Raw genomic sequence first — 22,385 nt, forward strand, 5'->3', positions numbered from 1 at the left:
TGGAAGGAACCCGCCTTGTCGGTTTTCACGCGCCCCGCTCTGGTCGGCCTGCCGGGGGATCGGACGGCCGCCCGCGAAATCGCGTCCAGCGCGGTGACGACCCTGGCAGGTGTCCTCGTGCTGTTCGCCCTGCTCGCGCCGAACGACCTGGACAGGCTGACGCCGGAGGCGTTCGTGCGGCTCCCGGTCGAAGCGCTGCTCGGGGTGGCGGTGGTGCTCATGCTGCGCGACGGCGCCCGGCGGATCGTCGCGCTGACCGCGGGCACTGTCCTCGGGCTGCTGACCGTGGTGAAGGCCATCGACATCGGCTTCGGGATCGCGCTGAACCGGCGGTTCAACCCGGTGTTCGACTGGGGCGTCGTCGGCAACGGCGTCGACCTGCTCGGCACGTCGATCGGCCGGACCGGCGCGCTCGCGTCGTTCTTCGGGCTGGCGCTGCTGGCCGTGGCGGTCGTCGTGCTCATGGCGCTGTCGATGGTGCGGCTGAGCCGGGTGGTGGCCGGCCGCCGCACCACCTCGACCCGGGTGGTGGCCGTGCTCAGCGTGCTCTGGATCGGCTGCGCGGTGTTCGGCGTCCAGCTCGCGCCGGGGCAGCCGCTCGCGTCACGCAGCGCCGCCGCCTACGCCTACGACGACCTCCGGCAGGTGCGGGCCGGTATCCGCGACCGGGAGGCGTTCGCCGCGGAGGTCGGTGCCGACGCCTTCCGCGGCACTCCGCCGTCCGGGCTGCTGAACGCGTTGCGCGGCAAGGACGTTCTGTTCACCTTCGTCGAGAGCTACGGACGGGTGGCCGTCCAGGACTCCGACATCGCCCCCAAGGTCGACGCCGTCCTCGACGCCGGGACCGCACGGCTGAAGACCGCCGGATACGGCTCGCGCAGCGCGTTCCTGACGTCGCCGACGACGAGCGCGGGCAGCTGGCTCGCGCACTCGACGTTCCAGTCCGGCGTCTGGGTCGACAGCCAGCACCGCTACGACGACTTCGTCAAGACCGACCGGTTCACCCTCGGCGGGGCGTTCAAACGGGCCGGCTGGGAGACCGTCGGCGTCGTCCCGGCGCACACCGAGGACTGGCCGGAGGGGCAGGTCTACGGCTACGACCGGTACTACGACTCGCGCGGCATCGGCTACCACGGCCCGCCGTTCTCCTACGCCACGATGCCGGACCAGTTCACGCTTTCGGCCTTCCAGCGCGCCGAACGCGCGAAACCGGGCCACCCGCCGCTGATGGCGGAAATCGACCTCGTCACCAGTCACTGGCCGTGGACACCGCTCCCCCGGATGGTGGACTGGAACGCCGTCGGCGACGGCTCGGTCTACAACCCGATGCCCTCGCAGGGGAAGACGCCCGAGGAGGTCTTCACCGACCCCGCGAAGGTGCGGGCCGCGTACGGCGACTCGATCGCCTACTCGCTGAACTCGCTGATCTCGTACGTGGAGACGTACGGGGACGACGAGCTGGTGCTCGTGTTCCTCGGCGACCACCAGCCGAACCCGATCGTCGCCGGGGAGGGCGCGGACCGCGACGTCCCGATCACCGTCGTCACGCGGGACAAGGCCGTACTGGACAGGATCGCCGCGTGGAACTGGCAGGACGGGCTGAACCCGGACCGGAACGCGCCGGTCTGGCGGATGAACGCGTTCCGGGACCGCTTCCTGACCACTTTCGCCCGGTGAAACCGATCGCGTTTAGCGGGCTAAACGCGATCGGGGGTTCGCCAGCCCCCGCATCCAGAGGACTAAACGCGGGTCGCGTCGCGATACCGGTCGGCCAGCGTGCGCAAGTAGTCGACCAACTGCGGGGGTTCGGTGACCCGGAAAGGGGCGTTGAGCAGTCCTAAGTGGACGGCCAGCGTCTCGATGCTGTCGGCGCCGGTGTGCAGCAGGCAGGTGCTCTCGTCGACCGCCTCCACCGTCCCGACGGCCGGGTTGATCCGCGCGGTCACCTCCTCCGCCGGCGCGTCGACGGTGACCTTCGCCCGATACCGCCACGCCGCGGACGAGACGCCGCGCCGTACCCGGTCCGTGACGTCCTCGGGGAGATCACGCGGCGTGAACCGGGGGCCGATCGGGACACGCGGGGTCAGCCTGTCGACGCGGTAGGTGCGCCAGTCGCCGCGATCGAGGTCCCACGCGACCAGGTACCACCGGCGCCCCCAGTTCACCAGGCGATACGGCTCCACCTTGCGGACGCTCTCCGAGCCGTCGTGGGCCCGGTAGCCGAAACGCATCTGTTCGTGGTCGCGGCAGGCGGCCGTCAGCACGGTGAGCGTCTTCGCGTCGACGCGTGGTCCGGGATCGTCCCTGGGCACCGGGATCGTGTACGCCTGCAGGGCGTTCACGCGGCGCCGCAGCCGCGACGGCAGCACCTGCTCCAGCTTGGCCAGCGCGCGCAACGACGTCTCCTCGACGCCCGCGATGGTGCCGCCCGCCGCGGTGCGCAGGCCGATCGCGACGGCGACGGCCTCCTCGTCGTCCAGCAGCAACGGCGGCAGGTCCGCGCCCGCGCCGAGGCGGTAGCCGCCGACGGAGCCGCGGGTCGCGTTCACCGGGTAGCCGAGCGCGCGCAGCCGCTCGACGTCGTTGCGGATCGTCCGGGCACTCACTTCGAGGCGTTCGGCCAGTTCAGTGCCGGTCCAGTCACGGGGAGTCTGCAGGAGGGAGAGCAAACGGAGCAGTCTTGCCGAAGTTTCCAACATTCTTCGAGCCTGCCTCCTCATTAGGAACGTAGTGTTCCTAATGGCACCTTACCTTGGTCTCATGAACGAGAACACCGAGATCAAGCCCTTCCGCATCGACATCCCCCAGGCCGACCTCGACGACCTGGCCGACCGCCTCGCCAGAGTCCGCTGGGCGAACGAGCTGCCCGCCGACCAGGTGACCGACGGGGTGCAGCGCGGACCGGTCACGCCGGGCTGGGAGTACGGCGTGCCCCTCGAATACGTGCAGCGACTGGTCGCCTACTGGCGCGATGGCTACGACTGGCGTGCGTGGGAGGCGAAGCTCAACGCGTACCCGCAGTTCACGACAGTCATTGATGGACAACGGATTCACTTCCTGCACGTCCGCTCGCCGGAACCGGACGCGACGCCGCTGATCCTCACCCACGGCTGGCCGAACTCGGTCTTCGAGTACCTCGACCTGATCGACCGGCTGACCGACCCGCGCTCGCACGGCGACGACGCGGCGAACGCCTTCCACGTGGTGATCCCGTCGCTGCCCGGGTTCGGCTTCTCCGGTCCCACCCACGAAAAGGGCTGGAACCGCTACCGCACGGCGAAGGCGTGGGCCGAGCTGATGCGCCGGCTGGGCTACGAACGCTATGGCACGCACGGGAACGACGCCGGTTCGTTCGTCGCCCCCGAGGTCGGCCGCGTCGACCCGGAGCACGTGATCGGCGTGCACGTCACGCAGCTGTTCTCGTTCCCGAGCGGTGACCCGGCCGAGTTCGAGGGCATGACGGAGCAGGAACTGGAGTACCTGCAGTTCCTGCAGCACTTCAACGACAACATGTCGGGCTACGCGAAACTCCAGGAGAGCGCGCCGCAGAACCTCGCGCACGCGCTGGCCGATTCGCCGACCGGGCAGCTGGCCTGGAGCGCGCAGCTGCTGGCGGGCACGAACGACGACCACGTCCTCACCAACGCCACGCTGTACTGGCTCACCAACACCGCGGCTTCGGCGGCGCGGTTCTACTACGAAGACAAGCACGCCGAGCACCCCGCCGAGCCGACGACGGCGCCGACCGGCCTGGCGAGCTTCGCCTACGACTTCCGGCCGCTGCGGCGATTCGCCGACCGGGACCACGCGAACATCGTGTCCTGGCAGGAATTCGACCGCGGCAGCCACTGGGCGACTCAGGACGCTCCGGACCTCCTGCTGGGCGACATCCGGGAGTTCTTCAGCAAGCTGGCGTGACCCAGTAAACGCAGGTGCCCACGGCCTCGTGAGTGGTAGTGACGGTTCTAACCGTCATTACCACTCACGAGTCTTCGGCCAGGCTGTGCAGCAGGAAGATCCCGTTCAGCAGTGGCCGGTCGAGCCGCTGGTGGTCGGTGGCCACGTACTCGTCGAGGATGTCGAGGATGCGGTTGTCGAGTTCGGTGACCTCCTCGGGCGAGAGGTGCAGCGCGAACCGCTCGACGATCCGCACCGAACCGGGCCCCGCCTCGCGGAGTTCGTCCTGGAACGCCACGATCGGCCCGAACCGGGTGTCCTCGTCCTCGTCGTTCAACGGTCCGTTCAGCCACCAGCTCTTGCCCGCGCCGCGGTACGGCTTCTCCAGCGCGCCGCTCGCACCGGTCCGCACCGGCGCCTGCTCCAGCAGACCGGCCTCGACCAGCTGCCGCACGTGGTACAGCACCGTGCCCGGATCCTTGCCGAGCCGCTCGGCGAGTTCCTTGTTGGTCAGCTCCCGCTCACCGCAGAGCCGCAGGACGCGCAGCCGCAACGGATGGCCGAGCGCCTTGGCTTCACGCGCCGTCGCCTCACGCCGCCGGTCCGCGATCCTCGCCGCGAGCTGATCGTCCATCCCGCCAGCCTAGACCGATGGAGAGAACAGTCATCGATGGAGTTTTCTCAATCGATGTGCGATCCTCGATCGGGTGACCTCACTGGGGACCGCCTACTGGCGGCTGTGGAGTTCGTCGGGCCTGTCGAATCTGGCCGACGGGATCGTCAAGGTCGCGCTCAGCCTGGTGGCCGTCCAGTTCACCCGCTCACCGGCGCTCATCGCGGGACTGGCGTTCGCCCTGTCCCTGCCGTGGCTGGTATCGGCCCTGCACGCCGGGGTTCTCGTCGACCGCGTCGACCGCCGTCGCGCCATGCTCACCGCGAACGTGCTCCGCGCGGGCCTGCTCGCCGTACTCGCGGTGGCGATCGCACTCGGCTTCGGGTCGATCTGGCTGCTTTACGCGGTCGCGCTGGGACTCGGGTTCGCCGAAACGGTCCACGACACGGCCGCGCAGGCGATCCTGCCCCAGGTCGTCGGCCGCGACAGGCTGACGCGGGCCAACAGCCGCCTCTACGCCGCCGAACTCACCGCCAACGAGTTCGCGGGGCCGCCGCTCGGCGGTTTCCTCGTGGCCGCGGGCGCATTCGCCGCGTTCGCGGTCCCCTCGGCGCTCTGGCTCGTCGCGATCGGCGCGCTCTTCTTCGTCCCGGGATCGTTCCGCGTCGAAAGGACCCAGAAGACGAGCGTGCGCGAAGATCTCACCGCAGGACTGCGTTTCCTTGCGAAGAACCGGTTTCTCCGGGTCACGGCGATCATGATCGGCGGGTTCAACTTCGCCACGAGCGCGATGTTCACCCTCTTCGTGCTCTACGCGGTGGGCCCGTCGTCACCGATGGGCCTGACGGACCAGGCCTACGGCTTCCTGCTGGCCGTCGTCGCCGCGGGCAGTTTCGCCGCCTCGTTCGTGGCCGAGTGGATCGAGCGCGCCCTCGGCCGCACCGGGGCGCTGGTCCTCAGCCTGCTCACCGGCGCCGTACTCGTCGGGATCCCCGCGGTGACCACGAATCCGTACGTGATCGGCGTGGCGTTCTTCGCCGGGGGCGCGGGAGTCGTGGTGTGGAACGTCATCGTCGTCTCCCTGCGGCAGCGGATCATCCCGGACCACCTGCTGGGCCGGGGCACCAGCGCGCACCGGCTCGTCGCGTGGGGCACCAAACCGCTGGGGAGCGCGGCGGGCGGGCTGCTCGCCGAAGCCGTGGGCCTGCGGCCGGTGTTCGCGATGACGGCGGCGGTGATCCTGGCGCTGCTGCCGGGCCTGCGTGCGCTCCATGATTCATCCCGGACCTCGCGGGTATCCGAAGATCGGCAATGAACCGACGATCCTGGAGGGCTGCCCGAGGGCGTCGGCGCCATCCTGCGGTTCGTGCCCTGACCCCTCAACCGGGAAGAACGGACTGGACGGCCTCCGGCGTCCGCGCGACGACCGTCGTGCCGTCGTCCGCGGTGATGATCGGCCGCTGGATCAGCTTCGGATGGCTGACCAGCGCGTCGATCCACCGATCGCGGTCAGCGGGTTTACGGCCCCAGGTCTTCAGCCCGAGTTCCTTCGCGATCGCCTCGGCGGTGCGGGTGATGTCCCACGGCTCGAGCCCGAGCCGCTTGAGGACGGCCTTCAGTTCCTTCGCCGTCGGTGGTTCCTCCAGGTACTTCCGCACGGTGTACTCGGCCCCGGCCTCGTCCAGCATCGACACCGCCGACCGGCATTTGGTGCACGCCGGGTTCACCCAGATCTCCATCTCGGACCACCTCTCCTCGAAAAGTGCTCAGTCGATGAGCACTTTGCTTCCGATGATGAACCCAGACTCCTGCGACGAGAGGAACCCGGTCATGGACGAGACCACCTTCACCGCCACCACCCCCGCCGAATGGCGTGCCTGGCTGGCGGAGAACGCCGGCAGCGAGAAAGAGGTCTGGCTGATCATCCCGCACAAGGACAGCGGGATCCCCGGCATCCGCATCCACGAGGCGATGGAGCAGGCGCTGTGCTTCGGCTGGATCGACGGACTGCACCGCAAGAACGACGCCACCAGCTCCCGGCTGCGGTTCACCCCGCGCGATCCCCGGAGTTCGTGGAGCCGGGTCAACCGCGAACGGGCCGCCCGCCTGATCGCCGAGGGGCAGATGACCGCGCGGGGCCAGGCGATGATCGAGCTGGCGAAGGAGAAGGGCCGCTGGCAGGTCGTGCCCGACGGAGAAGGCGTCCCCGAGGATCTGCGGGTCCGGCTGGACGCCGACGAGGCCGCCCGCACCCATTTCGAGAAGTTCCCGCCCTCGTCGAAAAGGCTGATCCTGGAATGGATCCTGACGGCGAAGAGGCCGGAGACCCGGGCGCGGCGGATCGACAGGACCGTCGAACTCGCGGCCGTGAACCGCCGCGCGAACCACCCGGTCCGGTGAGTCACTTCCTCTCGCGCCTGGCGACGAGGAGGGCGATGTCGTCCTGCGCGGCCGTCGTGCCGACGAGCGCGGCCATCACCCGCGCGCACACCGCGCCCGGCTGGTCGGCGGTGACCACGTCGGCGAGCCGCTGCAGCCCGACGTCGATCAGGTGATCCCGGCGCTCGACGAGGCCGTCGGTGTAAAGGGCGATCAAGCCGCCGGGCGGCAGGTCCACGACTGTTCTTCGGCGCTTCGGCCCCATGACGCCGATGGGCGGGTCGACCGGGACGTCGACGAACACCGACGGGCGGCCGGGCACCGCGAGCACCGGGGGCAGATGGCCGGCCAGCGAGATCGCCATGCTGTCGCGCGAAGCCGGCATCAGCCCGTACACGACGGTGGCCAGCGCCCCCGGCTCGAAATGGTGAACCTTCCGGTCCAGTCTGGTCAGCACCTCCGCCGGGTCGTCCGATTCGAGGGCGTAGGCGCGAAGCGCGCTGCGCAGCCGCCCCATGATCACGGCGGCGTTGAGACCGTGCCCGGCGACGTCGCCCATCACGATGCCGAAGCGGTCACCCGGCAGGGTGAACAGGTCGTACCAGTCACCGCCGACCCCGGGTTCGGTACCCGGCACGTACCGCGCGCCGAACTGCATTCCGGTGACGGTCGGCAGCCGCCCCGGCAGGAGACTCCGCTGGAGCGCCGCCGCGGCCGCGCGATCGGAGGCGGAGACGTCGAGCTGGACAGCCAGCGCGAGCCGCGCGGCCACCAGTCGCAGCAATTCGACGTCGGCCTCGACGAACTCACGCGGCGTCACCGAGCCGACGTGCAGCACACCGACCAGCTCGTCGCCGGAAAGCATCGGCACGCCGAGCATGGCGCGGAGACCGCGCTCCCGCAGGAGCGCGTTCACCACGGTGGTCTCGTCGACCTGGTCGAGGACCACCGGGATCCGTTCCGCGGCCACCCGGCCGGCGAAACCCGCGCCGATGGGGACCCGGACGTCCTGGAAGACTTCCTCTTCGATCCCCGAGGCGGCGATGGCGTGCAGCACCTGCGCCTCCGGCTCGTGCTGGAGCACGGTGGCGGTGTCGACCCCGAATACCTCACGCACCCGGTCGAGGATCGTCGCGATCACCTTGCCCGGGCCGAGGTTGGCCAAAGCGGTGTCGGTGATGGCTTCGAGCACCTGGAGCCGGTCGTCGGCCGTCGAAGTCTCGGACATGGGCTGAGCCTAGCCAGTCCGCTCTCCCCCTGTCGTCCAGCCCGCCGCCCGTCCGCCACGAACCCCCCGAAAGCAGGGCCATGACGGAGGTCCGGGAGTTAAGATCCGGCGTCGACGTCATGTTCTGGGGGCAGAACCATGGAAGTGGATCCACGACGCGCGGACGCGGGCGGCGCCGGCGGGGCCGAGATCACCCGGCTGTGCCGGACGCTGGTGCCGCTGGCGGCCGCCGGCAAGTACGCCGAGGCGGCGGCCGCCTACCGGTGGGTGACCAGGGCCTCGACCGGGGACGCGCGCCCCTACGGTGATCACGCGCTGCGGCTGGAGTTCTGCGCGCTCACCGGCAACGAGCACACCGGTCTCGAACTTCTGTCGCTTTTGGACGGTGTCGGAGATCACGGTGACGCCGTCGGCAGGCTGGAGTTCTTCGCCGCGGCGGCGCTGCTCACGCGGCGGCTGACAGAAACCGGATACGGCGAGATCCGGTTCGTCCTCAACGGACCGTACGACGGCCTCACCCTGCGCCTGCTGCACCGGCGGATGCGGGCGGCGGCGTTCGTCGAGGCCGAGGAACTCGACGAAGGAGAAGGCGAAGGCAGCACCCACTTCACCGAGTACGCCCAGGAGAAGATGTCCGCGGAACCGGTCGCGGACTTCGTGCCGCTCCTGCCTTCCGCACTCCCCCGGGTCCCGATCCTGCCGCCGCCGGACCTGTCGGCGGAGGAACTCGTCGTCCGGGCCGAAATCCACAATCACCGGTGCGAACCGGACGAGGCGCGGGCCTGTCTCGCCGCGATCGGCACCGTCGAAGAGGGGATCGCCCCGCGACTGGCCGAACTGCGCGCGATCTTCTTCCAGGGTGGCGACACCGAAGAACGGCTGCGCCGCGCGGCCGCCGGATTCCGGCGCCAGGGCGACGAAGTCCGGTTCCTGCTCAACCAATGCTGGCTCGGCCTCTGGCTGGTCTTCGACGAGCAGGCCGAGACGGGGGTCGCGCTGACGACGGTGGCCGCGGCGCGGCTGCGCGCCGGGACCGACGACGTCGCCGCCTGCTGGGGCGAATACTGGCTGGCGCACGTACTTTCCGGACAGGGCCGCACTCCCGAGGCGTACGAGGCCTTGCGGCGCGGGGCGGACCGGGCCCGCTCGGCAGGCGATCCCCTGCTCCTCGGCACCCTGCTGTGCCTGGAGGCGTCGCTGCGGAACGGCGACGGCGAGGATCCGGTGCCCACGGTGGAACTCGCCCGGGCGGCCATCGACGCCTTCATCATCGGGAACGTCGGCGAGAAGGCCGTCGAAGCCGTCGAACAGGCCCGGATCGCCTACGAGCGCGCGGGATCGCTCGACGAACTGGACGTCTTCGTGGAGCACCTGCTGTCGACGCTGCCCGAGAGCGGCCCGGAGCGGCTGCGCGGGCACCTCCGCCAGCTCCGGGCGATGTCCCTGATCGGCACCGGCCGGTTCGCCGAAGCGGTCGACGACGCCTACGTGTCGCTCGGTATCGCCGCATCGAGGGGAAAGGACACCGCGGAACACTGGTACGTCCTCGTCACCGCGCTGCACGGTTCCGGCCGCCACGACGATGTGCTCGACGTCGCACCCCGCACCATCGGCCTGCTCGCCGGGCTCCCGGACTGGGGACACCGCTGCCGGTGGATGTACGCCGACGCCTACCGCGCGCTCGGCGAATCCTCGCGCGCCTTCGACGAATACGCCGTCCTCGCCGAGATCCTGCAGAAGTCGGGCGACACCGGGCATTCCTACATCTCGGTGAGCATGGCCGCCGCCGAACAACTGGACCTGCTCGGCTACGGCGCGAACGCCGCCGATTTCTACGCGCGGGCCGCCGACGCGGCGGTGGCGATCGGCGGCGGCTACGTGGCCGCCACCTGCCGTAACGCGGCGACGCTTTCCCGGTTGCGGTCCGGCGACCTCGACGCGGCACTGACCGCACTCGACGCCGCGGAGACCGCCGTGCACGCCGTGGAAACCGAAACCGCGCCGGCCAGGGAGCATCTCGTCGCCCAGCTCGACCACGTCGCCGCGCACGTGCTCAGCGCCGCGGGCCGCGTCCGGGAAGCCGCCCGCCGCGCCCTCCGCGCGGCCGAAACCTTCCACCGGATAGGCGAGGCCGAGTCCGCCCGTGACGTAGACCTGCTGCTCGAACAGATCCTCCTCGGCGAAACCTGACGCCGCATCGAGAGGACTGAACGCGTTCTTTGGCCTGGACGGCGCGGAACGAGAACGCGTTCAGTCCTCTCGACGCGGTCTTGCGGGCCCTCACCGGCTGGAGAAGGATGCCCGGCATGCCCGAAGGAGCCAGCGCCACCCGAAGCCCGTCGATCGGCACGATCGTGGTGTGGATCGTGCGCGTCGCGCTCGCCGCCGAGTTCCTCTACAGCGGCTATCTGCTGTTCGCGGGCGGCCACACCGAACAGACCTTCGCCGAGATCGGGCTCGGGCAGTGGCTCCGGTACGTCACCGGCGTCCTCGAGGTCGGCGGCGCGATCGGCCTGCTCGTCCCCCGCCTCGGCGGCCCGGCGGCGCTGCTGCTCGCCGGGGTCATGGTGGGCGCGAGCGTCACCGAGCTGTTCATCCTCACCAACGGCGGCCCCGTCCTCCCCCTCATCCTGCTGATCGTCTGCGCGACGCTGGCGTGGTTCCTGCAGGATCAGACCAGGGCGCTCCTCGGCATCGAGCCGCCTCTCGACGACGACGAGGACTACTGATCCGATAAGCCGGTCCGGCTTCCACCGAACAGCCCTGAGCGTTCCGCCGAATGCTCCGTTCACCGGAACAGTCAACGAAAAACCGCATGTCAGCGCGCCTCGCGACAACCTGACGAGGGCCGCGAAATCCGCCCGTCAGCGTGATCATGTGCTCACACAAGGTGAAAGATTGCGGCTCGTTTACAACGAACCGGCCACCCGCTTGACAGTCGCAGTGGTACGTACCACGCTGCCCGCATTGGTCTACACCATTTTGTGGGAGCCCGGCACAGTGGCCGGGCATCGAAAGGACGGCACGAGTGAAGCGCTGGCTCAAGATGGCTGCGGGCGCCGCCGCCATCACCCTCGCGACGGCGGGCTGCGCCGGTTCCGGCAGTGGCGACAGCACGAATTCGAGCGCCCCGGCCTCGAACGGCACGCTCACGGTCTGGCTCATGACCGGGACCGCCCCCGAAGCTCTGACGAACTCGCTCCACAAGGAATTCGAAGACGCGCACCCCGGCGTCAAGGTCAAGTACGAGATCCAGCAGTGGAACGGCATCCAGCAGAAGCTGACCACCGCGCTGGCCAGTGACAACCCGCCGGACGTGATCGAGCTGGGCAACACCCAGACCCCCGCGTTCGCCAACCAGGGCGTGCTCGCCGACCTCACCTCGAGCGTCGCCGACTTCAACGGCGCCCAGTGGCTCCAGGGGCTCAAGGCCTCCGGTGAATTCGACGGCAAGACCTACGGCGTCCCGTTCTACGCGGCCAACCGTGAGGTCATCTACCGCAAGGACATGTTCGAGCAGGCGGGCATCACCGCGACCCCGAAGACCCGCGCGGAATGGCTCGACGCGATCACCAAGCTCAAGGCCAAGTTCGGCAGCGACCCCGAGTTCCAGGCGCTCTACCAGCCTGGCCAGAACTGGTACGAACTGCTGTCGTTCATCTGGGACGAGGGCGGCGACATCGCCCAGGCCAACGGAAAGTCCTTCAAGGCCACGCTGAACACCCCGCAGGCCAAGGCCGGGCTGGAGTTCTACAAGCAGCTCACCGACGCTTCGGGCACCAAGGCGCCGAAGGACGCCGACGAGGCCACCCCGCAGCAGGCCGGTATCTACGGCGCGGGCAAGGTCGCGATGATGATCGGTGTCCCGGGTGAGGCCGACACCGCGGCGAAGACCGACCCGTCGATCAAGGAGAAGTCGGGCGCCTTCCCGATCCCGGGCAAGACCGCCGGCAAGTCGGCCCCGGTCTTCCTCGGCGGCTCGAACCTGGTCATCCCGGCCAACAGCAAGAACTCGGCCGCGGCCAAGGACTACGTCAAGCTGTTCTCCACCCCGAAGTACCAGACCGAGCTGGCCAAGGCCGGTTACGTCCCCGGTACCTCGACCGACGTGTCCGCGCTCGACGCGAACCCGCTCACCAAGGTCATGGCCGAGGCGTCCAAGAACGGCCGCGCCGTGCCGACCAGCCCCAAGTGGGGTGACGTCGAGTCCGGCCAGAACCCGATCAAGGACATGCTGACCGCGTACCTGACCGGAACGAAATCGCTCGACCAGGCGACCGCCGACGCCAACGCAGCGCTCGACAAGCTCATCGGCGGATGACCACGACAAAAGATGTGACGACGCCGGCGGGGTCCTCCCCGCCGGCTTCGCCGCGCATCAAGCCGCCGAAGTCGAATCGGCGCCTCCGTCTCGGCGAACGGACGGCGCCGTATCTGCTGATCCTTCCCGCGCTGATCGCGATCCTGGTCCTGCTGGGCTGGCCGACGCTGCAGCTGGTCGGGATCAGTCTTCGCAAGCTCGACCTCCGTGAGCTGGTCTCCGGAGACATGGTCTGGGTCGGGTTCGAGAACTTCTCCACGATCCTGTCCGACCCCGAATTCTGGGAGATCACGGTCCGCACGCTGGTGTTCACCGCCGCGGTCGTGCTCACCACCCTGCTGCTCGCGCTGTTCATGGCGCTGCTGATGCGGCATCTCAACCCGGTGGTCCGGGTGATCCTGCAGGTCGCGCTGATCCTCGCGTGGGCGACCCCGGTGGTCGCGACGACCACGATCTTCCAGTGGATCTTCGACCAGCAGTACGGGATCCTGAACAAGACGCTCGCGAAACTCGGGTTCGAGGAGTTCATCGGGCATTCCTGGTTCTCCACCGGCCCGAGCACGCTGACCGTCATCGGCCTGCTGGTGGTCTGGCAGGCCGTGCCGTTCGTGGCGTTCACGTTGTACGCCGGGCTTCTCGGCGTCCCGAAGGAGCAGTACGAGGCGGCGGGCATCGACGGCGCCAACGCCTGGCAGGCGTTCTGGGCGGTCAGCTGGCCGGCGATCCGGCCGATCCTGACCATGGTCACGTTCCTGTCGGTCCTGTGGGACTTCAAGGTCTTCGCCCAGGTGTGGGCGATCCGCCAGGGCGGGCCGGACGGCGCCAGCACGACGCTGCCGGTCTACATGTACCTCAAGGGCCTCGCGGGCAACCACTTCGGCCTGGCGGCGACCGCCGCCCTGCTGATGATGCTCGTGCTGATCCTGCTCACCGCCCGGTACGTACAGCTGCTGGTGCGCACGAAGGAGGCCGACCTGTCATGAGGAAGTCCCTGACCCAGCGGATCGGCCTCGGCACGCTCGGCGTGGTCGTGGCCCTCCTGTTCGTCTTCCCGACGTACTGGATGGTCACCTCTTCACTGAAGACACCGGGCGAGGTCCTGTCGCCGAGCTACGACCTGGTCCCGCTTTCGGTGACGTTCGACAACTTCGTCTCGGCGCTGACGAAACCCGGCTTCACCACCTACCTCGCCAACAGCCTGATCGTCACGATCGGCGCGGTGCTGTGCTCGCTCGTCGCGGGTGTGCTCGCCGCGGTTCCGTTGTCCCGCATGCGTTTCCGCGGCCGCAAGGGTTTCCTGCTGCTGGTGCTGGTCGCCCAGCTCGCGCCGTTCGAGGCGCTGCTGATCCCGATGTACCTGCTGATGCGGGACGCCGGGCTGCTCAACCAGCTGCCTTCGCTGCTGCTGGTGTACTTCGCGGCGACGCTGCCCTTCACGTGCTGGATGCTCTACGGCTTCGTCAACGGCATCCCGTACGACCTCGAAGAGGCCGCGATGATCGACGGCTGCAGCCGGGCGGGCGCGTTCCGCCGGGTGACGCTGCCGCTGCTCGCGCCGGGACTGGTGACCACCTCGGTGTTCAGTTTCATCACCGCGTGGAACGAGTTCCTGTTCGCCTTCGTGTTCATGCGCGACCAGAACATGCAGACGCTGCCGGTGTGGCTTTCGTCGTTCCGGACGGCGTTTTCCGTGGACTGGGGCGGCATCATGGCGGCGTCGGTCATCTACGCCGTACCCGCGCTGGTGTTCTTCATCATCGTCCAGCGCAAGCTCGTGTCCAACCTGACCGCAGGCGCAGTGAAGGGATAATCCTTGTCTTCACCGGAAAAGCTCGCCGGCTCCGTTCTCGTGTCGGGCTTCGACGGCACGACCGCGCCGGACTGGCTGCGGCGCAAGGTGGCCGACGGCCTCGGCGGCGCGATCCTGTTCGGCCGCAACGTGGTCGACGACGAGCAGGTGGCCGCGCTGAGCGCGCAGCTGCGGGCGGAACGGCCCGACGTGCTCATCGGCATCGACGAAGAGGGCGGTGACGTCACGCGGCTCGACGTCGCCACCGGCTCGTTCGTCCCGGGGCCGCTCGCGCTCGGCGCCGCGGACGACGTCGAGCTGACGGCGTCGGTCGCCGCGGCACTCGGCGAGCGGCTGGCCGCGTGCGGGGTCACGATCAACTTCGCCCCGTGCGCGGATCTGACCCTGGCCGCGGAGGATCCCTCCATCGGCGTCCGGGCGTTCGGTTCGGATCCGGTGAAGGCGTCGCCGCATGTCGCGGCGTACATCACCGGCCTGCAGAAGTACGGCGTCGCCGCGTCGGCCAAGCATTTCCCCGGGCACGGGGCGGCGACCGACGATTCGCATCACGCGCTGCCGGTCCTGCCCCGCACCGAGGCGGAACTGCGCGAGATCGAACTCGTCCCGTTCCAGGCGGCGATCGCGGCGGGGGTGCGCGCGGTGATGACCGGGCATCTCGTCGTGCCCGCGTGGGGCGACCTGCCCGCGACGCTCAACCCGAAGGCGCTGACCGACGTCCTGCGCGGCGAACTGGGCTTCACCGGCGCGGTGGTCACCGACGCGCTCGACATGGGCGCCATCGCCGGTGAACTCGGCAAGACCGAGGGGGTCGGCCGGGCGGCCGTGCGGGCGCTGATCGCCGGCGCCGACGCGCTTTGCCTGGGCGGCGTCTCGTTCGAAGAGGACGAGCTGAACCGGATCGCGGCGGTGATCGCGGCCGCGGTCGAAGCCGGTGAACTGCCGCTGGAGCGGCTGGCCGAGGCGTCGGAGCGGGTCGCCGCGCTCGGCGCTCCCCCGGTGTCGACGCCGATCACCGCGGTGGATCACCGGCTCGGTTTGGAGGCGGCGCGCAAGGCGCTGCGGATCCAGGGTTCGCCGAAGCTCGCCGGGCCGCCGCTGGTGATCGACATCGAAACCGAGCCGATCATCGCGGCCGGGCCGATGCCGTGGGGGCTCGGCCCGCATCTGACCGAACTCGTACCCGGCACGCGGGCGCTCAAGGTCACCGGGGACGGGATCGCGACCGCGATCGACGCCGTCCACGGCGCGCGCGACCTCGTCATCGTGACGCGCGAGGCGCACCGGCACCCCGAGGTCCGCGAGTTCCTGGCCTGGCTCCGGGAGTCGGGCGTGGACTACATCCGCGTCGAGACCGGAGCGCCCGGCCCCGGCACCGACGGCCCGCGGATCGACACGTTCAGCGGGTCCTACGTCAGCCTCCGCGCCGCCGCGGAATACCTGGCCTGAGATTGCGCGTGAAGGCCCCCTTCCCTCGGCTGAGCCGAGGGAAGGGGGCCTTCACGCGCAAAAAAGAGTTGCGGGAGCGAAGCGGGGGTGTTGTAGTCGGCAAGATCGGTTCCCGGCCTAGGAGATGATCGTCTTGCCCGTGTCTATGTCCTTTCACCAGGTAATTTCCGCCTACCGCAAGGACAAGACACTTCGTGAAGACCCTCAACCTGGGGATTTTGGCGCATGTTGACGCCGGGAAGACGAGCCTGACCGAGCGGCTGTTGCATACGGCCGGGATCATCGGTGAGCTGGGCAGCGTCGATGACGGCAGCACGCAGACCGACACGCTGGCATTGGAACGCGCCCGCGGGATCACCATCAAGGCGGCCGTCGTGTCGTTCGCGCTCGGCGACGTCACCGTCAACCTGATCGACACCCCCGGCCACCCCGATTTCATCGCCGAAGTCGAACGCGCGCTCGCCGTACTCGACGGCGCCGTCCTGGTGCTGTCGGCGGTCGAAGGCGTCCAGGCCCAGACCCGCGTCCTGATGCGCACGCTGCGACGGCTGCGCATCCCGACCCTGCTGTTCGTGAACAAACTCGACCGGCGCGGCGCCGACCCGGACCGCGTGTTCCGGGAGATCGCGGCGAAGCTCACGCCCTCGGTCGTCGCGATGGACCCCGTCGAACCCGAGCGGGTGACCGACCTGCTGGCGACCCTCGACGAAGACTTCCTGACCGGCTACCTCACCGATCCGGACGCGTTCACCCCGTCGCGGCTCCACTCCGAACTCACCGCGAAAGTGGCCGAAGGGCTCGCATATCCGGTCTACTTCGGATCGGCGATCACCGGCGCCGGCATCGACGCGCTCCGTGACGGTATCGAGAACCTGTTGCCCGCCAAGGAAAGTACCGCCGACGGGCCGCTGTCCGGCACGGTGTTCAAGGTCGAACGCGGCCCTGGTGGCGAGAAGATCGCCTACGTGCGGCTGTTCTCCGGCGGCCTCGCCGTGCGCGACAAGGTCCCGCTCGGTGACGGCGAGGGCAAGGTCACCGCGATCAGCGTCTTCGACAACGGCTCGGTTGTGCCGTCGGGCTCGGTCGGGGCCGGGCGCATCGCGAAACTCTCGGGTCTCGACGTCCGCATCGGTGACGTACTCGGAAACCGTCCCGGTCACGCGCGGGAGGCCCTGTTCTCGCCGCCGACGCTGGAAACCGTCGTCTCGCCGGTGCGCCCGGCCGAGCGCGGGCCGCTGCACCAGGCGCTGACCCAGCTGACCGAACAGGATCCGCTGATCGGCCTGCGGCACGACGAAGTCCGGCAGGAGACCTCCGTTTCGCTGTACGGCGAAGTACAGAAGGAGGTCATCCAGGCGACGCTCGCCGACGAGTACGGCATCGCCGTCACGTTCAGCGAGACGACCACGATCTGCGTCGAACACGTCTCCGGTTCCGGTTCCGCCGTCGAACTCATCGGCAAGACGCCGAATCCCTTCCTGGCCACGGTCGGGCTGCGCGTCGAGCCCGGTCCTCCGGGGAGCGGGATCTCGTTCCGGCTGGAGGTCGAACTCGGCTCGATGCCGTACTCCTTCGTCAAAGCCGTGGAGGACACGGTGAAAGAGACCCTGCGCGAGGGAATCCGCGGCTGGGAGGTGCTCGACTGCGTGGTCACGCTGACGCATTCCGGTTACTACGCCCGGCAAAGCCACGCGCACGGCACCTTCGACAAGAGCATGTCCAGCACCGCCGGGGACTTCCGCGGTCTGACGCCGCTGGTGCTGATGGCCGCGCTGCGCGAAGCCGGGACGACCGTGCACGAACCCCTGCACCGGTTCACCCTCCAGGCCCCGGCCGACACACTCGGCGCGGTCACCGCGTTGCTGGCGAAGGCACGAGCCGTCCCGCGGACGACGCTCACCCGCGCCGGGACGGCCGAACTCGACGGCGAGATCCCGGCGGCGAAAATCCATGAGGTGCACCAGCTTCTGCCCTCGGCGACCCGAGGGGAAGGCACGATGGAGACCGTCTTCCACGGCTACCGGCCCGTGCGGGGGCCGGCGCCATCGCGACCGCGAACCGACCACAACCCGTTGGACCGCAAGGAATACCTGCTGCGCGTGCTGCGGCGCGTCTGAAAGAACGGAGAACGTCATGGTTTCACGGCTCGGGGTCAGGATCCCGCGGGAACTGCCCGCCGCCCGCCTCGTCGGGCTGGCCCGGCGCGCGGAACAGGAGGGCTTGGACGAGGTCTGGATCGTCGAGGACTGCTTCTACGCGGGCGGGATCGCCACGGCGTCGGCGGTACTGGCGGCGACCGAGAAGATCACCCTCGGCATCGGCATCATGCCCGCCGTGGCCAGGAACCCGGCCATCGTGGCGATGGAGATCGCAGCGCTGGCGGAGCTGTACCCGGGACGCCTCATCGCCGGGTTCGGGCACGGCGTGCCGAGCTGGATGCGGCAGATCAACGCGTGGCCGAAGTCGCCGCTCGCCGCGTTCGAGGAGACGCTGACGGTCGTCCGGCGGTTGCTGGCGGGTGAGCGTGTTTCCTTCGAGGGCAAGCATGTCCGGCTGGACGAAGTCGAACTGGAGTTCCCGCCCGCGGTGCCGCCGAAGCTCATCGCCGGCGTCCGCGGCCCGAAGTCCCTCGCCGCCGCGGGCCGGGTGGCCGACGGGACGCTCCTGGCCGAACCGGCGACCCCGGAGTACGTCCGCGCGACGCGGGACCTCATCGGTGTCGAGGGCCATTCGATCGCCACCTACAACTGGCTGGCCCTCGACGGCGATCCCGAACGGGCCCGCGAGCGGGCGCGGGCCGACGTCGCTTCCGCGATCGGGCCGGACTCGGGCCCCGCGCTGGAGCCGCTGGACTTCGGCGCCGAACTGCTGGCCGAGGTCAAGGCCGCCACCGACCGGAAGGATCTGGCGCGGCGGCTGCGTCCGGAGTGGATCGACAGGCTGAGCATCAGCGGCTCGCTCGACCGGTGCGCCGAGCAGATCCGGGGCCTGTACGCGGCCGGGTCCGAATCCGTCATCCTGCTGCCCTTGCTCGGTGAGCCGGAAGAGGAGTCGTTCGCCGCCGCGGGCCGGATCGCCGCCGCCCTGCGCGGCTGACCTCCCACCGCGTCCAGAGGACGGAACGCGTTTCACTGACGCGTTTCGTCCTCTGAACGCGTCTCGAGGGCCTTGACGACCGCGACCATGTCCGCCTCGCCGAAGCCGAGTCGCGCCGTCTCGGCGTAGAGGACGCGGGCGGCTTCGAGCAGCGGCAGCGTGAGCCCCGCTTCCCTGGCCGACGCCGCGATCAGCTCGACGTTGGCCAGGACGTTCGCGATCGAGGCCTGTGGCGCGAAATCCTCGTCCGCCAGTTTGGGGGTCTTGACCCGCAGGATCGGGCTCGCCAGCTGCCCCGCGCCGAGGACGCCGGTGAGCAGGCCGAGATCGAGCCCGTGCGTACGGGCGAAGTGAACGGTCTCGGCCAGCCCGGTCACGACCGCGGTCAGCTGCACGTTGACCGCCAGCTTCATCAGGAGCCCGTTGGGTACCGGCCCGCAGTGCACGGTTTCCCGGCACAGCGGCTCGAACAGCTCCCGTACCTCCTCGATCGCGCCGGGATCACCCGCGAGCATGGCGACCAGCTCACCGGCCTCGGCCGGGACCCGCGAGCCGGAAACCGGTGCCTCCACGTACTTCGCCCCGGCCGCGAGAAGGTCAGTCTCGAGTCCACGGGAATGCTCCGGCGCCGTCGTTCCCATGTGGACGATCGTGCGGCCTCGCACCCGCTCGGCGAACGCGGGCCCTCCGCGGTCGAGCACGGCGTCGACGGCGTCCGCGTCCTTCAGCATCAGGATCACGACATCGCACCGCGTGAAGAGTTCGGCCACGTCTTCGGCGGCCTCGGCGACCTGGTCCGCTTTCCCCGGGGTGCGATTCCAGACGAGCAACGGGACTCCGGCCCGCGCGAGGTTCAGTGCCATCGGCCCGCCCATACTGCCCAGCCCGGCGAAACCGACTCGTGAGATACCCATGGATCCACTGTGCGGCACGGCCGGGGGCCGCTGTGGCCGATGCGACCTTCCTGCCGAAAGTCGCGAGGAATGCCCCTACGGCCGCCTGAAAGCAGGTCCGTTCCGACCCTGTCACGACGGTTGGTGGTCCCTAGCGTCGTCGGCGTACCGACCACAGAGGGGATCACCACATGCCCGACACCGAGGCCGCCCGGCATTTCGTCACCGTTTCCGTCGAGAGCCGCGACGCGCTCCGCCTGCTCGCTCACCGCGGACTCGACCTGTTCCCCTCGACCGCCAGGGAAATCGCCGACGGTGCGGCGATCGACGGATACCTCCGCGACGCGGAGATCACCGAACTCACCGAGAGCGGACATGACGTCCTGATCCATCCCGACGTGGAAGCCGCGCCACTGGAAGTCGCGCCGGAACCAGGTGAGCGAACCCTCGGCGCCGGGCCGGACGCCGTACCGCCGGGGTACCGGGACTCCATCCAGTTCGAACGCCTGGTCCGCGACATGGCTCAGTCCATGCCGGGCACCCTCTCCTGGATCCGGCTGCCCGAGCGGTCCGTACAGGGAAAACCCATGTCCGCGCTGCGGATGCGAGGCGGCGACCGGACCGACAGGCCGGGCGTGATCCTGATGGCGGGCGCGCACGCGCGTGAGCTGATGAACCCCGAGGTGCTGTACAACTGGATCTTCCGGATGACCTACGCCCTCTCGTCGCAGACGTCGGTCTACTACCCGGGCAGCGAGTACGGGTACAGCACGATCAAAATGCTCGTCGACAACCTGGACATCTTCGTCGTTCCCATGGTCAACCCGGACGGCCGGGACATCGTGATGTCCGCGGAACATCTGCGGATGTGGCGCGGCAACGGCCGCGGTGTCGACCTCAACCGCAACTACGATTTCCTCTTCGACAGCGGAATCGGTACCAGTGCCGACCCGGCGAGCGAGGTCTACCGCGGGCCGCACGCCTTCTCGGAACCGGAGACCCGCGACATCCGCTGGCTGCTGGACACCTTCCCGCACATCACCGCCGTGCTGGACCTGCATTCCTACAGCGAGTTGATCCTCTACCCGTGGGGCGACGACGACAACCAGACCACCGACCCCGCCCAGAACTTCCGCGTGCCGAATCCGGATCGCGGTGTTCCGAACGATGGCCGTTACCGCGAGTACATCCCGGAAGGCGACCTGAACTGGTTCCTCCGCGCCGGAAGCCGCATGCGGGACGTCATCCCGAAGGCGCACGGCCGGACATACACCCTCCAGCAGAGTGTCGGGCTGTACCCGACGACGGCGACCATCGACGACTACACCTTCTCCCGGCATTTCGTGAACCCCGGGCTGAGCAAGGTGCGAACGTTCTGCATCGAGACCGGTAAACCGCCGGTCGGCGGCGACTACCTCGGTGCTTTCCAGCCTCCGTACGCGGAGGTCTACAACGTGATCGAAGAGATCGGGCCGGCGATACTGGAGTTCCTGCTGGAGATCTACTGCCCGACCGGTCCTGACAGCGCGTTGCTCCAAGCGGCCGACGAGGTCCTCGCCCGGCACATGGGAGCTTCGCGGGAACTGTACGACGGCCTGGTGGCGCACGGCCCGGGGATCCTGCGGGCTCTCGGCGAGAATCCGCGGGCGAGGGTGAAGGCCACCATCGCCTTGAAACGGATCACGGAAGTCGCCCAGCTGGAGCACGATCCGGTGCTCGAAAGCGACGTCGCCTCGAAGCTGACCGAGGCCGCGACGGCGATCGGTGAGGCGGTACCCGAGGCCCGGTCCCTGCTGCGGGAGTTCGTCGCGCGCACCGAGCAGGCGACCGGACAGCCGCTCAGCGCGGCCCTCGCGTAACCACGGTCGTGAGTGGTAATGACGGTTCTAACCGTCATTACCACTCACGAGGGCCGGTCAGAACGGATGCTCCATCCAGACGTTCGCCTCCACGTAGACCCCGCAGTCGCGCTCGACGTTCGCGTGCACCGGCGCGATCCCGCCGGGGATCACGTTGTCGCCGTCGGCGAGTTTGACGCCGGTCCACGTGCGCCAGTCCGCGATCGAGCCCGAGATGGTCACGGCGAACGGGCAGACCTTGATCATCCGCGCGCCCAGTCGTTCGTGGGTGCGCATCCAGCGGTCGGCGAACAGCCCGTCCTCGCGCCGACGGACGGCGTAGGAGTCCATGGGCACGTCCGGCTCGTCCTCCTTGCCGATCGGGCGCACCGAGACGATCAGCCGTTTCAGCCCCGTCTCGGCCGCCCGGGCCTTGAGCGCCTTCAGCATCGGCGTGGACAGGCCCGTCCCGCGCAGACGCGGGGCGACGACGACTTCGAGCGCGCACAACGTGTCGGGCGCGCGGCCGTCCATGAGATCCTGCGCGGCCCACTGGATCGCCTCGTCCCAGCCGTGTTCCGGCAGCTCGGCGCGGTCGTCCGCGGGATACGTCAGCGGCACCGACAGCGCCCGCGCGATCGGCACGCCGTCGTCGTCCAGCGCGATCAGGAAGTAGCGGGACCAATGCCGCAGGAATCGCTCCGGCGTGATCATCTTGCCGCTGAAGCCGCGGTAGATGAACTCACCCCCGACATCACCGAGATTCAGCGCGGGATCGAGGAGATCGGGACGGGAGGCAAGATCGACGATTCGCATGCCGCCCAGTCAACCGAGCCGGTGATCGGCCCGATAGCTGCTTCCGGG

General features: G+C 69.2%; 19 protein-coding genes. 13 read left to right on the forward strand and 6 right to left on the reverse strand.

The genetic code is table 11. The annotated features are described in order from the left end of the window. Window positions 1–15: 15 nt before the first annotated feature. Entirely contained in the window at window positions 16–1,677 is a 1,662-nt protein-coding gene (locus tag SD37_RS34480; protein WP_044856281.1) for an alkaline phosphatase family protein, read from the forward strand. Window positions 1,678–1,739: 62 nt separating this feature from the next. Here the strand turns inward: SD37_RS34480 and SD37_RS34485 are convergent, their stop codons facing one another. Further along, a complete protein-coding gene (locus SD37_RS34485) occupies window positions 1,740–2,699 on the reverse strand; it encodes a helix-turn-helix transcriptional regulator (RefSeq protein ID WP_044856282.1) in 960 nt (319 codons plus the stop codon). Between the two features lie 61 nt (window positions 2,700–2,760). Here SD37_RS34485 and SD37_RS34490 point away from each other — a divergent pair, with 61 nt between their 5' ends. Continuing rightward, entirely contained in the window at window positions 2,761–3,918 is a 1,158-nt protein-coding gene (locus tag SD37_RS34490; protein WP_044856283.1) for an epoxide hydrolase family protein, read from the forward strand. Window positions 3,919–3,982: 64 nt separating this feature from the next. Here the strand turns inward: SD37_RS34490 and SD37_RS34495 are convergent, their stop codons facing one another. Further along, window positions 3,983–4,531 (reverse strand): ArsR/SmtB family transcription factor, encoded by a 549-nt coding sequence (locus SD37_RS34495; RefSeq protein ID WP_044856284.1) that lies wholly within the window; start codon window positions 4,529–4,531, stop codon window positions 3,983–3,985. A gap of 73 nt (window positions 4,532–4,604) precedes the next feature. Between SD37_RS34495 and SD37_RS34500 the strand changes: the two genes are divergently transcribed. Continuing rightward, a complete protein-coding gene (locus SD37_RS34500) occupies window positions 4,605–5,825 on the forward strand; it encodes an MFS transporter (RefSeq protein ID WP_201788859.1) in 1,221 nt (406 codons plus the stop codon). Between the two features lie 64 nt (window positions 5,826–5,889). Here the strand turns inward: SD37_RS34500 and SD37_RS34505 are convergent, their stop codons facing one another. Then, complete coding sequence (locus SD37_RS34505) at window positions 5,890–6,249, reverse strand: arsenate reductase family protein (RefSeq protein WP_044856285.1); 360 nt, start codon at window positions 6,247–6,249, stop codon at window positions 5,890–5,892. A 91-nt stretch (window positions 6,250–6,340) separates the two neighbouring features. Between SD37_RS34505 and SD37_RS34510 the strand changes: the two genes are divergently transcribed. Then, window positions 6,341–6,910 (forward strand): YdeI/OmpD-associated family protein, encoded by a 570-nt coding sequence (locus tag SD37_RS34510; protein WP_044856286.1) that lies wholly within the window; start codon window positions 6,341–6,343, stop codon window positions 6,908–6,910. A 1-nt stretch (window position 6,911) separates the two neighbouring features. Here the strand turns inward: SD37_RS34510 and SD37_RS34515 are convergent, their stop codons facing one another. Beyond that, entirely contained in the window at window positions 6,912–8,117 is a 1,206-nt protein-coding gene (locus tag SD37_RS34515) for a PP2C family protein-serine/threonine phosphatase (protein ID WP_044856287.1), read from the reverse strand. Between the two features lie 138 nt (window positions 8,118–8,255). Between SD37_RS34515 and SD37_RS34520 the strand changes: the two genes are divergently transcribed. From SD37_RS34520 to SD37_RS34555, 8 genes are all read left to right on the forward strand, one after another. Next, window positions 8,256–10,307: a hypothetical protein gene (locus SD37_RS34520; protein WP_044856288.1), complete on the forward strand. Its 2,052-nt coding sequence runs from the start codon at window positions 8,256–8,258 to the stop codon at window positions 10,305–10,307. A gap of 116 nt (window positions 10,308–10,423) precedes the next feature. Continuing rightward, on the forward strand, window positions 10,424–10,846 hold the full coding sequence (locus SD37_RS34525; protein WP_044856391.1) for a DoxX family protein: 423 nt from the start codon (window positions 10,424–10,426) through the stop codon (window positions 10,844–10,846). Window positions 10,847–11,145: 299 nt separating this feature from the next. Continuing rightward, window positions 11,146–12,438, forward strand: a complete 1,293-nt coding sequence (locus SD37_RS34530) for a sugar ABC transporter substrate-binding protein (protein WP_044856289.1) — start codon at window positions 11,146–11,148, stop codon at window positions 12,436–12,438. Further along, window positions 12,435–13,421: a carbohydrate ABC transporter permease gene (locus SD37_RS34535; RefSeq protein WP_044856290.1), complete on the forward strand. Its 987-nt coding sequence runs from the start codon at window positions 12,435–12,437 to the stop codon at window positions 13,419–13,421. The genes SD37_RS34530 and SD37_RS34535 overlap by 4 nt, the downstream gene beginning before the upstream one ends. Continuing rightward, entirely contained in the window at window positions 13,418–14,248 is an 831-nt protein-coding gene (locus SD37_RS34540) for a carbohydrate ABC transporter permease (RefSeq protein WP_037307849.1), read from the forward strand. The genes SD37_RS34535 and SD37_RS34540 overlap by 4 nt, the downstream gene beginning before the upstream one ends. A gap of 3 nt (window positions 14,249–14,251) precedes the next feature. Then, window positions 14,252–15,694: a glycoside hydrolase family 3 protein gene (locus SD37_RS34545; protein ID WP_044856291.1), complete on the forward strand. Its 1,443-nt coding sequence runs from the start codon at window positions 14,252–14,254 to the stop codon at window positions 15,692–15,694. A gap of 194 nt (window positions 15,695–15,888) precedes the next feature. Then, window positions 15,889–17,811 (forward strand): elongation factor G, encoded by a 1,923-nt coding sequence (locus tag SD37_RS34550; protein WP_044856292.1) that lies wholly within the window; start codon window positions 15,889–15,891, stop codon window positions 17,809–17,811. Between the two features lie 16 nt (window positions 17,812–17,827). Next, on the forward strand, window positions 17,828–18,790 hold the full coding sequence (locus SD37_RS34555; protein ID WP_044856293.1) for an LLM class flavin-dependent oxidoreductase: 963 nt from the start codon (window positions 17,828–17,830) through the stop codon (window positions 18,788–18,790). Between the two features lie 32 nt (window positions 18,791–18,822). On the opposite strand, the gene SD37_RS34560 is transcribed toward SD37_RS34555, so the two are convergent. Beyond that, on the reverse strand, window positions 18,823–19,704 hold the full coding sequence (locus SD37_RS34560) for an NAD(P)-dependent oxidoreductase (protein ID WP_044856294.1): 882 nt from the start codon (window positions 19,702–19,704) through the stop codon (window positions 18,823–18,825). 170 nt (window positions 19,705–19,874) lie between these two features. On the opposite strand from SD37_RS34560, the gene SD37_RS34565 reads away from it, so the two are divergent. Continuing rightward, the gene (locus SD37_RS34565; protein ID WP_044856295.1) at window positions 19,875–21,542 is read left to right on the forward strand and encodes a M14 family zinc carboxypeptidase; all 1,668 of its coding nucleotides are present in this window, start codon (window positions 19,875–19,877) and stop codon (window positions 21,540–21,542) included. 57 nt (window positions 21,543–21,599) lie between these two features. Here SD37_RS34565 and SD37_RS34570 read toward each other — a convergent pair whose 3' ends face one another. Next, window positions 21,600–22,337, reverse strand: coding sequence for a GNAT family protein (locus SD37_RS34570; protein ID WP_044856296.1), 738 nt, complete (start codon window positions 22,335–22,337; stop codon window positions 21,600–21,602). Between the last annotated feature and the right edge of the window lie 48 nt (window positions 22,338–22,385).

Source organism: Amycolatopsis orientalis, from assembly GCF_000943515.2.
Lineage (GTDB): Bacteria > Actinomycetota > Actinomycetes > Mycobacteriales > Pseudonocardiaceae > Amycolatopsis > Amycolatopsis orientalis.